The 13,241-nt window shown below is 72.3% G+C and carries 12 protein-coding genes and 1 pseudogene; all 13 read right to left on the bottom strand.

Annotation, left to right across the window (positions count from 1 at the left end; genetic code table 11):
• Nucleotides 1-85: 85 nt before the first annotated feature.
• The 13 genes and pseudogenes from F0U47_RS02010 to F0U47_RS01950 all read right to left on the bottom strand — a co-directional run bounded on the left by F0U47_RS02010 (nt 86) and on the right by F0U47_RS01950 (nt 13,240).
• Entirely contained in the window at nt 86-847 is a 762-nt protein-coding gene (locus F0U47_RS02010; protein WP_149748628.1) for a DivIVA domain-containing protein, read from the bottom strand.
• 83 nt (nt 848-930) lie between these two features.
• Nucleotides 931-1,230 (bottom strand): YggT family protein, encoded by a 300-nt coding sequence (locus F0U47_RS02005; protein WP_246159377.1) that lies wholly within the window; start codon nt 1,228-1,230, stop codon nt 931-933.
• A 116-nt stretch (nt 1,231-1,346) separates the two neighbouring features.
• Nucleotides 1,347-1,841, bottom strand: coding sequence for a cell division protein SepF (locus tag F0U47_RS02000; protein ID WP_149748627.1), 495 nt, complete (start codon nt 1,839-1,841; stop codon nt 1,347-1,349).
• 67 nt (nt 1,842-1,908) lie between these two features.
• Nucleotides 1,909-2,631 carry a YggS family pyridoxal phosphate-dependent enzyme gene (locus F0U47_RS01995; RefSeq protein ID WP_149748626.1) on the bottom strand — a complete coding sequence of 241 codons (723 nt, stop codon included), beginning with the start codon at nt 2,629-2,631 and terminating at the stop codon, nt 1,909-1,911.
• A complete protein-coding gene (locus tag F0U47_RS01990) occupies nt 2,628-3,335 on the bottom strand; it encodes a purine nucleoside phosphorylase YfiH/LACC1 family protein (RefSeq protein ID WP_149748625.1) in 708 nt (235 codons plus the stop codon). Before F0U47_RS01990 ends, F0U47_RS01995 begins: the two co-directional genes overlap by 4 nt.
• Before the next feature lie 251 nt (nt 3,336-3,586).
• A pseudogene (gene ftsZ, locus F0U47_RS01985) lies at nt 3,587-4,532 on the bottom strand (cell division protein FtsZ); the annotation flags it as partial.
• Between the two features lie 169 nt (nt 4,533-4,701).
• The gene (locus tag F0U47_RS01980; protein ID WP_149748623.1) at nt 4,702-5,448 is read right to left on the bottom strand and encodes a cell division protein FtsQ/DivIB; all 747 of its coding nucleotides are present in this window, start codon (nt 5,446-5,448) and stop codon (nt 4,702-4,704) included.
• Nucleotides 5,441-6,811, bottom strand: coding sequence for a UDP-N-acetylmuramate--L-alanine ligase (murC, locus tag F0U47_RS01975; protein ID WP_149748622.1), 1,371 nt, complete (start codon nt 6,809-6,811; stop codon nt 5,441-5,443). Before murC ends, F0U47_RS01980 begins: the two co-directional genes overlap by 8 nt.
• The gene (gene murG, locus F0U47_RS01970) at nt 6,808-7,896 is read right to left on the bottom strand and encodes an undecaprenyldiphospho-muramoylpentapeptide beta-N-acetylglucosaminyltransferase (protein WP_149748621.1); all 1,089 of its coding nucleotides are present in this window, start codon (nt 7,894-7,896) and stop codon (nt 6,808-6,810) included. The genes murC and murG overlap by 4 nt, the downstream gene beginning before the upstream one ends.
• 62 nt (nt 7,897-7,958) lie before the next feature.
• Complete coding sequence (gene ftsW, locus F0U47_RS01965; RefSeq protein ID WP_149748620.1) at nt 7,959-9,131, bottom strand: putative lipid II flippase FtsW; 1,173 nt, start codon at nt 9,129-9,131, stop codon at nt 7,959-7,961.
• 162 nt (nt 9,132-9,293) lie between these two features.
• Nucleotides 9,294-10,781 carry a UDP-N-acetylmuramoyl-L-alanine--D-glutamate ligase gene (gene murD / locus F0U47_RS01960; protein WP_149748619.1) on the bottom strand — a complete coding sequence of 496 codons (1,488 nt, stop codon included), beginning with the start codon at nt 10,779-10,781 and terminating at the stop codon, nt 9,294-9,296.
• Nucleotides 10,778-11,863: a phospho-N-acetylmuramoyl-pentapeptide-transferase gene (mraY, locus tag F0U47_RS01955; protein WP_149748618.1), complete on the bottom strand. Its 1,086-nt coding sequence runs from the start codon at nt 11,861-11,863 to the stop codon at nt 10,778-10,780. Before mraY ends, murD begins: the two co-directional genes overlap by 4 nt.
• A gap of 12 nt (nt 11,864-11,875) precedes the next feature.
• Nucleotides 11,876-13,240, bottom strand: coding sequence for a UDP-N-acetylmuramoyl-tripeptide--D-alanyl-D-alanine ligase (locus tag F0U47_RS01950; RefSeq protein ID WP_223162647.1), 1,365 nt, complete (start codon nt 13,238-13,240; stop codon nt 11,876-11,878).
• Nucleotide 13,241: the final 1 nt, after the last annotated feature.

Raw genomic sequence — 13,241 nt, 5'->3', positions numbered from 1 at the left:
CCACCGAGATTCAGCATGACGAAAAACGCGACCGGCCCCGCAGCTGCGGGGCCGGCCGGCGTTGGTCCGAGAGGTGACCGGTGGGTCAGCGCTCTTCCTCGCCGAGGATCGACCGCAGCCGCTTCGGCGCGGGCGACTCGTCAGTCGGAGCGATGGAGTCACCCGGAGTCTGCAGCGACTCGAGCTGCTGGGTGAAGTAGCTCTTGAGACGCGAGCGGTACTCGCGCTCGAACGAGCGCAGGTTCTCCACCTCGACGCTGAGACGGTCGCGCTCCTTCTCGAGGTCCGCGAAGAGCTGGGTACGGCGCTCGGCGGTCTCGGCGTCGAGCATCTCGGCGCGGGTACGGGCGTCGGACTCCAGGCGGTCCGCCTTGCCCTTCGACTCGTTCTCGAGCCGCTCGGCCTTGGTGCGCGCCTCGCCGACGATGCGGTCGGCCTCGTTCTTGGCTTCCTCGACGAGCTCGTCGGCGTTGCGGGTCGCGATCTCGAGCAGCCGGGCCGCGGCGTTCGACGCCTCGGGGACGGTCTCGACGCGGATGGTCTCGACACCGCCGGCGACTTCGCCGGTGACCGGCGCGGCGGCAACGGGCGTGGGAGCGGGGGTGGGGACCACCTCGGGCGCGGGCGTCGCGGGAACCGCCGCGAGGGCCGGCGAGGTGTCGGTCGTCGGGGAGCCGGACTGGGCCGCGGCCAGCTTGGCGCGCAGCTCGTCGTTCTCGGCGGTCAGACGGGCGAGCTCGGCCTCAACCTCATCGAGGAACTGGTCGACCTCACCCATGTCGTAGCCCTCACGGAGCCGGACGGGGGTAAAGCGCTTGTTGCTCACGTCCTCGGGCGTCAGCGGCATGACCTCACCTAACTATTTAGAAACGGACACTTGCTGTCCCGCGAACAATAGCGCCTGACCCGCGTCGGTCGAGACTCGGCGACTCAGGCGAAGAAGATGACGGTCGTCAGCCAGAGGGCCACATAGGCCAGGATCATGACCAGGATGAAGCTCAGGTCGAGGGCGAAACTGCCGATCCGGATCGGCTTGATCACCCGTCTCAGCGCGTTGATCGGCGGGTCCGTGATCGAGTACACGATCTCCAGCAGCACGAGCAGGACACCTCGGGGCTCCCACGACCGGGCGAAGACCTGGACCCAGTCGACGATGAAGCGCACCCAGAGCAGGCCGATGAAGGTCCAGAGGATGCCATGAATGATCTGGCCGGCGACGTACAACGACACTTCCTCGGGGTGGCTGGCGGGGCTGCGGCGATCCTAGGGGGCGCCGCCCAACCCGCCGCGGCCGGGCTGACCGGTCAGCCTCCGGTCACCGTCTGCGACACGCTCGGACAATCAAGTCAGCTCTGGTTGAAGAAGCCGCCCTCGGCGATGCGCTGCTTGTCGGCGGCGGCCACGGTGACGTTGGGGGGCGACAGCAGGAAGACCTTGTTGGTGACCCGCTCGATGCTGCCCCGGGTGGCGAAGATCAGGCCGGCGGCGAAGTCGACCAAGCGCTTCGCGTCGGCGTCGTCCATCTCCGAGAGGTTCATGATCACCGGCGTGCCGTCACGGTACTGCTCCCCCACGGCGCGGGCCTCGTTGTAGGTGCGCGGGTGCAGGGTCGTGATCCGCGAGAGCTCGGCGACCACGCCGACGGCCGGCGCGGGCGCGGGACGACGGCGCTCGTTGATGTCGGCGACGGGGGCGGGACGGACGCGGGCCTGCCGCTCCGCGCGGGCCTCACGAGCAGGAGCGGTCTCCTGGGCGTCGTAGGCATCGCTGTCGTAGTCGTCGTAACCGGTGTCCTCGAGCAGGCCGAGGTACTCACCGATCCTGCGCATCGCACCGCTCATGGCTGTTGCCTCCGCCTGTCTGCTGAGTTGTCTGCCCCCACGCGGGGAGCACTCTTGTATTTGGACATTACTGGACCGAGGGCCTCGATCCGAGGACCGCGGTGCCGACGCGCACGTGTGTCGCGCCGGCCCTGATCGCCGCTTCCAGATCACCACTCATCCCGGCCGAGAGCCGGTCCGCAGCGGGGTGGGCAGCGACGAAGTCACGACGTACGTCGGCGAGCCGGGCGAACGCCGCCGCCGGGTCCTCGCCGAGCGGGGCGACCGCCATCAGGCCGCGCAGCCGGAGCCTGCTCGCGGCCTCGACGAGGGCGGCCAGCTCCGGCAGGTCGGCAGGGTCGGCGCCCGCACGGCCGGGCCGGTCGGGCGGGTCGAGGCTGACCTGGAGGAGCACGTCGATCGGACCCGGCCGGTCCTGCGCCCCGGCGTCGAGCCGCTGCACGAGCTTGGCGCGGTCGACGGAGTGCACGACGTCGGCGTACGCCGCCACCGCGGCGGCCTTGTTGCTCTGCAGGCCACCGACGAAGTGCCACCGCAGCACCGGTCCCCCTGGTTGGCGCAGGTCGGCGCACTCCCGGTGCTTGGCCTCGGCCTCCTGGTGGCGGTTCTCGCCCACGTCGGCGACCCCGAGGTCGACGAGCAGCCGTACGTCGGAGGCGGGGAAGTACTTGGTGACAACGACGAGGGTCACCTCGTCGGCGTCGCGGGCGGCCGCCGCGCACGCGACGGCGATCCGCTCGCGCACCGCGGCGAGGTTGGCGGCGATCTCGGCCCGTCGCGAGGAGCTCATCGGATCCACACCAGCCCGGCGAACCGACCGGCCGCGGCGCCGTCGCGGCGGAAGGAGTGGAGGCTCTCGTCCTCCAGGGTACAGCGGTCGACGCGCACCGCGGTCACCCCCGCGGCTGCCAGCTGGGCCTCGACGCCGGCGCCGAGGTCGAGGGCGGGCGTGCCCCAGGACGTCTCCGACATCGCGGCGGGTACGACGGCGCCGACCTCGCGGCGCATCGACTCCGGCACCTCGTAGCAGCGGCCGCACACGTGCGGGCCGATCCAGGCGCGGACATCCGCAGCGCCCAGCGCCTGCATCCGCTCGACGGTCCTGCCCACGATGTCGAGCGCCATGCCGAGCCGGCCGGCGTGGGCGGCGCCGATCACCCCGGCCGCCGGGTCGGCGAGGACGACCGGGACGCAGTCGGCCACGCGGACCATCAGACCGGTGCCGGGTCGGGTGGTGACCAACGCGTCGGCGCTCGGCACGTCGTCGGAGGGACCGACCGGAGGGTCGTCGACGACGGTCACGACATCGGCGCCGTGCACCTGGCTGAGCCGGGCGAACGGGACGCCGGTCGCCTCCCCCACGGCCTCGAGGGCCAGCGCGAAGCCGTCCTTCTCCCCCTGGAGGTCGAGGGTGGCGTCGGTGAACGCGACCTCGACCCGGACCCCGTCAGGAGAGTCCGGGTCGGGTCTGCAGGTTTCGCGGAAGGAGAACACGACCTACTTCAGGAAGTCCGGCACGTCCAGCTCGTCGTCGTCGTAGTGGATCGGCGTCGCGGCGGGCCGCACCCCCACCGGAACGGCCGGCTGCTCGGCCGGCGACTCCTGCCTGGCCGGGGCGGGCGACTCGGCGGCCGGCTCCGCGGCCTCGCGACGAGGCGCGACGGCGGCGCGCATCTCCTCCTGGGTCTGCTGGGGACGGGTGTCCCGTCGCAGGGCGCTGCCGACCTCGCGCTTCTTCGGCGGCGTGCCACCGTCGAAGCCGGCGGCGATGACCGTGATCCGCACCTCGTCACCGAGCGCGTCGTCGATGATCGCGCCGAAGATGATGTTGGCGTCGGCGTGGACGGCCTCCTGGACCATCCCCGCTGCCTGGCTGATCTCGTAGATGCCGAGGTCGGAGCCGCCGGCCACCGAGAGCAGCACGCCGTGGGCGCCGTCGATCGAGGCCTCCAACAGCGGGCTGCTCACCGCCATCTCGGCGGCGGCGACGGCGCGGTCCTCGCCCCGGGCCGAGCCGATGCCCATGAGCGCCGAGCCGGCGTTGCTCATGACGGCCTTGACGTCGGCGAAGTCGACGTTGATGAGGCCCGGCGTGGTGATCAGGTCGGTGATGCCCGACACACCCTGGAGCAGGACCTGGTCGGCCTGCCGGAACGCGTCCATGACGGAGACGTTGCGGTCGGAGATCTGCAGGAGCCGGTCGTTCGGGATGACGATGAGGGTGTCGACCTCCTCGCGGAGCCGCTCGATGCCCTCGTCGGCCGACTTCTTGCGGCGCGCGCCCTCGAACACGAACGGCCGGGTGACGACGCCGATGGTCAGGGCGCCCAGCGAACGGGCGATCCGCGCCACGACCGGCGCGCCGCCGGTGCCCGTGCCGCCGCCCTCGCCGGCGGTGACGAAGACCATGTCGGCCCCCTTGAGGACCTCCTCGATCTCCTCCGCGTGGTCCTCGGCGGCCCTGCCGCCCACGTCGGGGTTGGCGCCTGCGCCGAGTCCCCGGGTGAGCTCACGACCGATGTCGAGCTTCACGTCGGCGTCGCTCATCAGCAGCGCCTGCGCGTCGGTGTTGATCGCGATGAACTCGACGCCCTTGAGTCCGACCTCGATCATCCGGTTGACGGCGTTGACCCCGCCGCCACCGATGCCTACGACCTTGATGATGGCCAGGTAGTTCTGTGCAGCAGCCACGCCGTCTTCCTTCCCCTGAAAGCTTGTCCCGCCGGAACCCTTACCCTCATCCTGAGGGTTATAGTTATGTCAACCTCGTGGTGTCCATGACATTAGGTACGACGGCACCCCGGTCCCCGCAGACACGCCGGAGAAGGACGGTCGGATCGCCGCAGTGGCCGCGGATCGGCTACCGGGTCGCGGGGAGACCCGGCACGCTGACGTCGTACGTCGTCGCCTGGGGGCGCTCGTCGAGCAGGGTGAGCAGAACCCGGGCCTTCTCGTCGGACTGCGCCGAGCTCCCCCACTGGACGGTCCGGCCCTCGCTCAGCGCAAGCACGATCCGGTCGGCGGTCTCGACCTCGATGTGGTCGACCAGCTTCGTCACCTCCCCGTCGAGGGACGCCACCACCGCGGCGGCCTCCTCCAGCGCGCGGAGGTCCGCCTCGGAGCCGACCCGCACCAGCGGCAGGTCGGCCGGCGGGCGCGTCGGCATCGCCTGGAAGGTGAACGTGTCGCCGCTCTGCGCCAGGAACTCATAGGAGCTGTCCCCGTCGACGACGGCCAGCGGCCGCCACTCCTCGATCTCGATCCGCAGGTCGTGGGGCCACTGCCGGGACACGTCGACGGACCTGACCGCCGTGAGCCTGCCCTCGATCCGGGCCTCGATGACCGCCAGGTCGACCCGGGCGAGCGCGTCCCCCGTCGGGACGTCCGCGGCGGCGAGCACCTCCGCCTCCGCCAGCTGTGACGTCCCGGTCACCTCGGCGCCCTCGACCCGCAACCAGGGAGAGAAGTAGATGCCGTAGACCGCGAACCCGATCGCGCCGAGGAGCAGCACCAGGGCGAGCAGCGGGCGCCAGGCCAGCCACCGGCGGGCCCACTGGCGCCGCGCGAACCGGCGGCGGCTGCGGTCCTGCACGGAGCGGTCAGCCACCGGCCCGCTCCTCGAGCGCCGTCACCAGCCGCGGCGCGAGCGTCGTGACGTCGCCCGCTCCCAGCGTGAGCACGACGTCGCCGGGTCGCACCCGCTCGAGCAGCATGTCGAGCGCCTGCTCACGATCCGCAACGAACACCACCCGCTCCGCGGGCAGGGGTACGGCGTCCGCGACCAGCCTGCCGGTGACCTCCGGGTCGGGGTCCTCGCGGGCGACGTAGATGTCGAGGACGACGACCTCGTCGGCCGCCCCGAGCGCGGCGCCCATCTCGGCGCCGAAGATCCGGGTGCGCGAGACCAGGTGCGGCTGGAAGCAGACCACCAGCCGCCCGTCGCCGACCAGCGACCGGGCGGCCTCCAGGTCCCCCCGGATCTCGCTCGGGTGGTGGGCGTAGCTGTCGTAGACGCGGACGCCGGCCACCTCCCCGATGGGCTCCATCCGCCGCTTCGCCCCGCGGTGGCGCGCCAGGCCGCGGATCAGAGCGTCAGGGTCGGCGCCGAGCTCCAGCCCGACGGCGAGGGCGTACAGCGCGTCCTGCGCGTAGTGCCGTCCCGGCACGGCGAGCTCGACCCAGCCGAGGTCCTCGCCGTAGGCCTCGACCCGGAACCGGGTGCCCCCGTTCTCGGTCGACAGGTCGCGGCCGCGGATCGTGGCGCCCTCGAAGAACCCCGCCGTCACGACGGCCAGGTCGCTGCGGTCCGCGATGGTGACCCGGGCGCGCCGCGCGAACTCCGCGAACGCCGCCTCGTAGGCCTCCTCGGTGCCCCAGTGGTCGAGGTGGTCGGCGTCGACGTTGGTGACCACGGCGACGTCCGGGGTGTAGACGAGGAAGGCGCCGTCGGACTCGTCGGCCTCCACGACGGCGACCGTCCCGGTGCCGAGCCGCGCGTTGGTGCCGAGGGACTCGACCTCGGCGCCGATCGCGAACGTGAGGTCGAAGCCCGCCTCCTGGAGGGCCACCGTCGTCATCGCCGTGGTCGTCGTCTTGCCGTGGGTGCCGGCGATGGCGACCACCGTCCGGCCCACCAGCACCGACTGGAGGCCTGCCGACCGCGGCCAGAGCCGGAGGCCGCGGGCGGTCGCCGCGACGATCTCCGGGTTGTCCTCGCGAACGGCGGTCGTGGCGATGACGGTGTCGATGCCGTCGAGGTGCGCGGCGTCGTGGCCGAGGTGCACCGTGATCCCCTCGCTCCGCAGGGCCCGCACGACGGCCGAGTCGTTGGCGTCGCTCCCGCTGACCGCGATGCCGGACTGGTGCATGAGGCGCGCGATCGCCGAGAGGCCGGCACCGCCGATCCCCACGAAGTGCACCCGGCCGAGGGTCTCCGCGGCCGGGATCTCCTCCGGGACGGGGATCCTCATCGCGCCGCCGTCCCGGCGACGATGCGCGCGAGGTGGTCGTCGGCGTCGGCGGGCACGAGCCCGGCCGCCGCGGCGCCCATCGCCTCCAGCCGGGCGCGGTCGGTCGCCAGCGCAGGCACGGTGTCAGCGACGTAGTCGGCGGTGAAGGCAGGCTCCTCGACCATCAGCGCTCCCCCGGCGGCGACCACCGGCCGGGCGTTGTGGACCTGCTCGCCATTGCCGTGCGCGAGCGGCACGAAGATCGCCGGCACCCCGGTGGCGGCGGCCTCGACCACGCTGGACGCGCCGGCCCGGCAGACCATCAGGTCGGCGGCGGCGAGGGCGTAGTCCATCCGCTCGACGAACGGCACGACGACGTACGGCGTCCCGGTGTCGACCGGGTCGACCCACTCCGGGTCCTCCTTGCCCCGCGCTCCGATCACGTGGAGCACCTGGACCCCGCCGGTGCCGAGCGCTGCGGACGCGCGGGACACCGCGCGGTTGAGCTTCCACGCGCCCAGCGAGCCGCCGGTCACGACGAGCGTCGGCAGGTCGGGGTCGAGCCCGAAGAACGCCCGCGCCTCCGCGCGGAGCGCGGAGCGGTCGAGCTGCGAGATCATCCGCCGGATCGGCAGACCGACGTACTCGGCCTTCTTCAGGGGCGTGTCGGGAAAGCTCACGGCGACCCGGTCGGCGATCCGCGCGCCCACCTTGTTGGCGAGGCCGGGCAGCGCGTTCTGCTCGTGGATCACCAGAGGCAGCCTGCGCCGGCGCGCCGCGAGGTAGGCCGGCATCGAGACGTAGCCGCCGTAGCCGACGATCACCTCCGGCCGCACGCGGTCGATGACCTCGAGCGTCGCCTTGACCGCGCCCCGCAGCCGGGACGGCACCCGCGCCAGGTCGCCGTTCGGTCGTCGCGGCAGCGGGACGGGCGGGATCAGCTCGAGCGGGTAGCCGGCGGCCGGCACGACGGTGCTCTCGAGGCCGCGCGGGGTGCCGAGGCAGGTGATCTCGGTCGCCGGGTCGAGCCGCACCAGGGCGTCCGCCGTCGCGAGGAGCGGCGAGGTGTGGCCGGCGGTCCCACCCCCGGCCAACAAGACCTTCATCTCCCCGTCCCCCTTCTCCGCACTGCTCGACCGACCGCTGATCCGTGACCCGGCACGGGACGTTACCGGCGGGCGGACAGCCCCGTGGAGCGGGGGCGGGGACCGACGCCGCGGGTACGACGTCGCTGGGCAAGCGCCCGCGCGGCCGCAGGTTCGCGGCGGGCGAAGCCGACCACCAGGCCGAGCGCGATCAGCGTGGGCAGCAGGCTCGAGCCGCCGTACGAGACCAGCGGCAGGGGGATGCCGATCACCGGCAGCAGCGCCAGCACCATGCCCACGTTGATCATCATCTGGCCGAGGAGCCAGACCACGATGCCGAAGCTGCAGTAGCGGACGAACGGGTCCTTGGTCTCGCGGCCGATCCGCAGCGTGGCGTAGGCGATCGCGAGGAAGAGCCCGATGACCAGCAAGGTGCCGACGAGCCCGAGCTCCTCGCCGAGGACCGCGAAGATGAAGTCGGTGTGGGCCTCGGGAAGGGTGCCCCACTTCTGCTGGCTGGCGCCGATGCCCTGGCCGAAGATGCCGCCACTCGACATGGCGTAGAGGCCGTGCGCGGGCTGCCAGCCCGTGCCGTGGTAGTCCTTGAACGGATCGACGAACGTCGTGATCCGCTCCAGGCGCTCGGGGTCGGTGGCGGCCAGTCCCAGGGCGACGACGCTGACGACGCTCAGGCACAGCACGAACAGCCGGGCCGGGGCCCCGACGACCCAGAGCATGCCGACGAGGATCGCGAAGAACACCAGCGCGGTGCCGAGGTCACGCCCGGCGACGACCAGGCCGGTCGCCAGCAGCATGCCCGGGACGACGGGGACCATCATCTCGTGGAGGCTGCGGAGCCGGCGGTCCTTGTTGGCGTAGATGTGAGCCGCCCAGATGATCAGCGACAGCTTCGCGATCTCCGACGGCTGGATCTGGAGCGGGCCGATCACGACCCAGTTCTTGTTGCCGTTGACCTCCACGCCGATGAACGCGGTCAGCAGCAGGAGGGCGAGCGAGACCGAGAACGCGGGATAGGCCAGCCGGCGGACCCACAGCGGCGAGACGCGCGACGCCGCCCACGCCAGTGGGACGCCGACGACGACCCACAGCAGCTGGCGTTTGACGGTGGCGTAGGAGTCGCCGAACCTCTGGTAGGCATCGACGCTCGACGAGCTCAGGACCATCAGCAGGCCGATCGTCAGCAGCAGCGCGATCGAGCCGAGCAGCAGGTAGTAGTTGGTCAGCGGGCGCGACATCGCGTCGCGCAGCGCGGCCAGCCAGGACGTCCGCTCCGCTTCCGGCCGGCTCGAGGGCCGCAGCCGGCCGAGCGCAGCAGCAGCGGCGCGCGGCGACGGGATCCGGGAGCCCTCGCGGCGGTCAGGGAGCGCGGTGGTGATGGCGACCCCTTTCCCTCGGCATCAGTCGTGCGGCGTCCTGCCCTGCTCGATCGCCGCCCGGACCGCTGCTGCGAAGGCATCGCCCCGCGCGGCGTAGTCGGTGAACTGGTCCATCGAGGCGCAGCCCGGCGCGAGCAGCACCGTGTCCCCGGGACGGGCAGCCGCGGCCGCCGCCCCGACGACGCGACCCATCAGGTCAGCCCCGTCTACCGGGCCAGTCTCTCCGGCGGTCACCTGGATCACCGGCACATCCGGCGCGTGTCGCGCAAGCGCCTCCGCGATCACCGCGCGGTCGCGGCCGATGAGCACGACGGCACGCAGCCGGCTGCCCACCTGCTGCACGAGCTCGTCGAAGGTGGCCCCCTTGGCGAGACCTCCCGCGACCCAGACGACCGGGTCGTAGGCCGCGAGGGACGACTGCGCGGCGTGCGGGTTGGTGGCCTTGGAGTCGTCGACCCAGGTCACGCCCTCGTGCTCGGCGACCACCGCGATCCGGTGGCCGTCGGGCCGGAACGCCCGCAGGCCCTCGCGTACGGCGGACCGGCTGATGCCGTGCGCCAGGGCGAGCGCGGCAGCGGCGAGCGCGTTGGCGACGAAGTGGGGGGCCGGTGAGGCGAGGTCGGAGACGGCGCACAGCTCGGCGGCGCTGGTCTGCCGCTCGTCGATGAAGGCCCGGTCGACCAGGATGTCGTCGACCACGCCGACCATCCCCACCGACGGGATGCCGAGCGTGAACCCGATGGCCCGTGCACCCTCGACGACGTCGGCCTCCCGGACCAGCTCCTCGGTCGCCGGGTCCGCGACGTTGTAGACGCACGCCCGCTCGACACCCTCGTAGATGCGGCCCTTGTCGCGCGCGTAGCCGGCCATGCCGGCCTCACCGGAGTACCAGTCGAGGTGGTCCTCCGCGATGTTCAGGACGGCGCTCGACTCGGCCGCCATCGTCGACACGTAGTGGAGCTGGAAGCTCGACAGCTCGACCGCGAGGACGTCGTACGGCTCGGGGTCCATAACGGCCTCGGTCAGCGGCAGGCCGACGTTGCCGGCGGCCACGCTGCGCAGCCCGGCAGCACGGAGGATCGAGTCGAGCATCTGCACGGTGGTGGTCTTGCCGTTGGTGCCGGTCACGCACAACCACGGCGCCGGGTGGTCGGGGTCGCGCAGCCGCCACGCGAGCTCGACCTCGCCCCACACCGGGACGCCCCGCTCCCCCGCCTGGGCCAGCAACGGCGCGTCCGGGCGGAATCCCGGCGACGTCACGACCAGGTCGACGTCGTCGGGCAGCTGGTCCGTCGCCCCGGCGTGCAGGTGGACGGTCGCGCCGAGGATCTCCAGCAGCTCGGCCCGCTCCAGCTGCGCCGCCGTGGCGTTCTCGGCCAGCACCGTCACCGAGGCGCCGAGGTGGGTGAGGTTGTCGGCGGCGGCGTACCCGCTCGCGCCGAAGCCCGCCACGACCGCGCGGACGCCCTCCCAGGAGTCCTTGCGGCCGAGGGTGCGTACGTCGGTCAAAGTCGCGCCACCCACTCTGCGTAGAAGACCCCGAGCCCGGTGGCGACGAAGAGGCCGGTGATGATCCAGAACCGGATGACGACCGTGACCTGCTCCCAGCCGAGCATCTCGAAGTGGTGGTGGATCGGGGCGATCCGGAAGATCCGGCGCCCCACGCCGGTGAACTTCTTGGTCGCCTTGAACCAGGTCACCTGCGCCATCACCGAGACCGTCTCGAGTACGAACAGGCCGCCGAGGATCACGAGCAGCAGCTCCGTGCGGGTGAGGATCGCGAAGCCCGCGAGGGCGCCGCCGAGCGACAGGGACCCGGTGTCGCCCATGAAGATCTTGGCCGGCGAGGCGTTCCACCACAGGAAGCCGAAGCAGGCGCCCGTGAGCGCCGCGGCGATGATCGCGAGGTCGAGCGGATCTCGGACGTTGTAGCAGCTGGCGCTGGGGGCTTCCTGGCAGAACTGGTTGTTCTGCCAGATGTTCACCAACGTGTAGGCGCCGAACACCATCACGCTCGCGCCGGCGGCGAGGCCGTCGAGCCCGTCGGTGAGGTTGACCGCGTTGCTGAAGCCGGTGACGAGCAACCAGACCAGCAGCAGCGCGAGGATCGTCGGCAGGACGAACCAGTCGAGCTCCCGGAGGAAGGAGACCTTGTGGGAGCCGGGCGTGCGGCCGTTCTCGTCCTCGAGCCACGGCGACAGCGCGAGCACGCCGAAGACGAGAGCGATGAGGGTCTGGCCGACCATCTTCGCCTTGCTCCGCAGGCCGAGGTTGCGCTGCTTGTAGATCTTGATGAAGTCGTCGAGGAAGCCGACCAGGCCCATGCCGACGAAGAGGAAGAGCAGGAGCAGCGCCGACGCGCTCGGCGCGTTGGTCGTCAGGAGCTTGGCGAGGAAGTAGCCGAGCACGACGGAGGCGATGACGACGACGCCACCCATCGTGGGCGTCCCGCGCTTGGTGTGGTGGCTGGTCGGGCCGTCCTCGCGGATCTCCTGGCCGTAGCCCCACTTCGTGAAGAGGCGGATCGCGACCCGGGTGCCGAGCAGCGAGATCAGCAGGGAGATGCCCCCACCGAGCAGGATCGCTAGCACGGCGTCGTCCTCTCAAGCACGATCAATGTCCTCGGCGTCACCCAGCAGCCGCTCGGCGACCCATTCGAGCGCCGCCCCCCGTGACGCCTTCACGAGGACGACGTCCTCCGGACCGGCATTCTGCCGCACCCACGTCAGCGCCTCGTCGCGCCCCTCGGTCCTGACCACGACGGGCCCGTCCCCCGCCGCGTCCGCGATCGGGCCGGCCTCCTCGCCGACCACGACGACGACGTCGACGCCGAGCCGCGCGGCGGCGGCGCCGACCGAGCGGTGACCGGCCTCGTGCTCGCTGCCGAGCTCCATCATCTGTCCGAGCACGGCGACGGTACGGCGCCCGCGGGCCCGCCCGATGGCGACCAGGGCCTCGAGCGCCGCGCGCACCGAGTCGGGGTTGGCGTTGTAGGCGTCGTTGACCACGACGAGCCCGTCCGGGCGCTCGTGGACCTCCATCCGCCAGCGGGAGGCAGCCGCGGCCTCCGACAGCGCTCCCGCGACGTCGGCGAGCGGAAGCCCCGCGGCGACGGCCATCGCCGCAGCGGCGGCGGCGTTGGGCACCTGATGGGCCCCGGTCTGGAGCAGCCGCACCGGATGGGCCTCGCCCGCGTGGAGAAGGGTGAAGGACGGACGACCGAGGTCGTCGAGCTCGACGCCCTCCCAGCGCAGGTCGCCGGTGCTCCCGAAGGTCATCACCGGCGCCGCCGAGCGCGGCGCCATCGCGGCCACGAGCGGGTCGTCGGCGTTGAGGACCGCGGTCCCGTCGGCCGGCAGCGCCTCGACGATCTCGCCCTTCGCCTGCGCGATCTGCTCGCGGCCACCGAACTCGCCGACGTGGGCGGTGCCGACGTTGAGCACGGCCGCGACCCGTGGCGGCGCGATCTCGCAGAGGTAGCCGATGTGGCCGATCCCCCGGGCGCCCATCTCGACGACGAGGAAGTCGGTGTCCGCACCCGCGCGGAGGACCGTGAGCGGGACCCCGATCTCGTTGTTGCCGTTGCCCTCGGTCGCGACGACGCGGCCCGTCCCCGCGAGCCGGCCCAGCACGCTGGCCAGGTAGTCCTTGGTGCCGGTCTTGCCCTGCGAGCCGGTCAGCGCCAGCAGTGTCGCCGGCGTGTGGTCGGCGACGTGACGGGCGAGCCTGCCGAGCGCGACGACCGGGTCGGCGACCACCACGGTCGGCGCGTCCGTGGGGCGGCTGCCGAGCACGGCGTGCGCGCCGGCGGCGTAGGCATGGCCGTCGACCCGCTCCCCCACGATCGCCACGAAGAGGCCGTCCGCGACGGGCGAGCGGCTGTCGACGTACGCCGGACCGGCGACGACCACCGCGGGGTCTCCGTGCACCTCACCGCCGACGACCGCCGCGACCTCGTCCAGCCGCATC

This window comes from Nocardioides antri (assembly GCF_008373765.1).
Taxonomy (GTDB): Bacteria; Actinomycetota; Actinomycetes; order Propionibacteriales; family Nocardioidaceae; genus Nocardioides; species Nocardioides antri.
The sequence above is the reverse complement of the archived record's forward strand: the minus strand, read 5'-3'. Positions and strand labels throughout refer to the sequence as shown.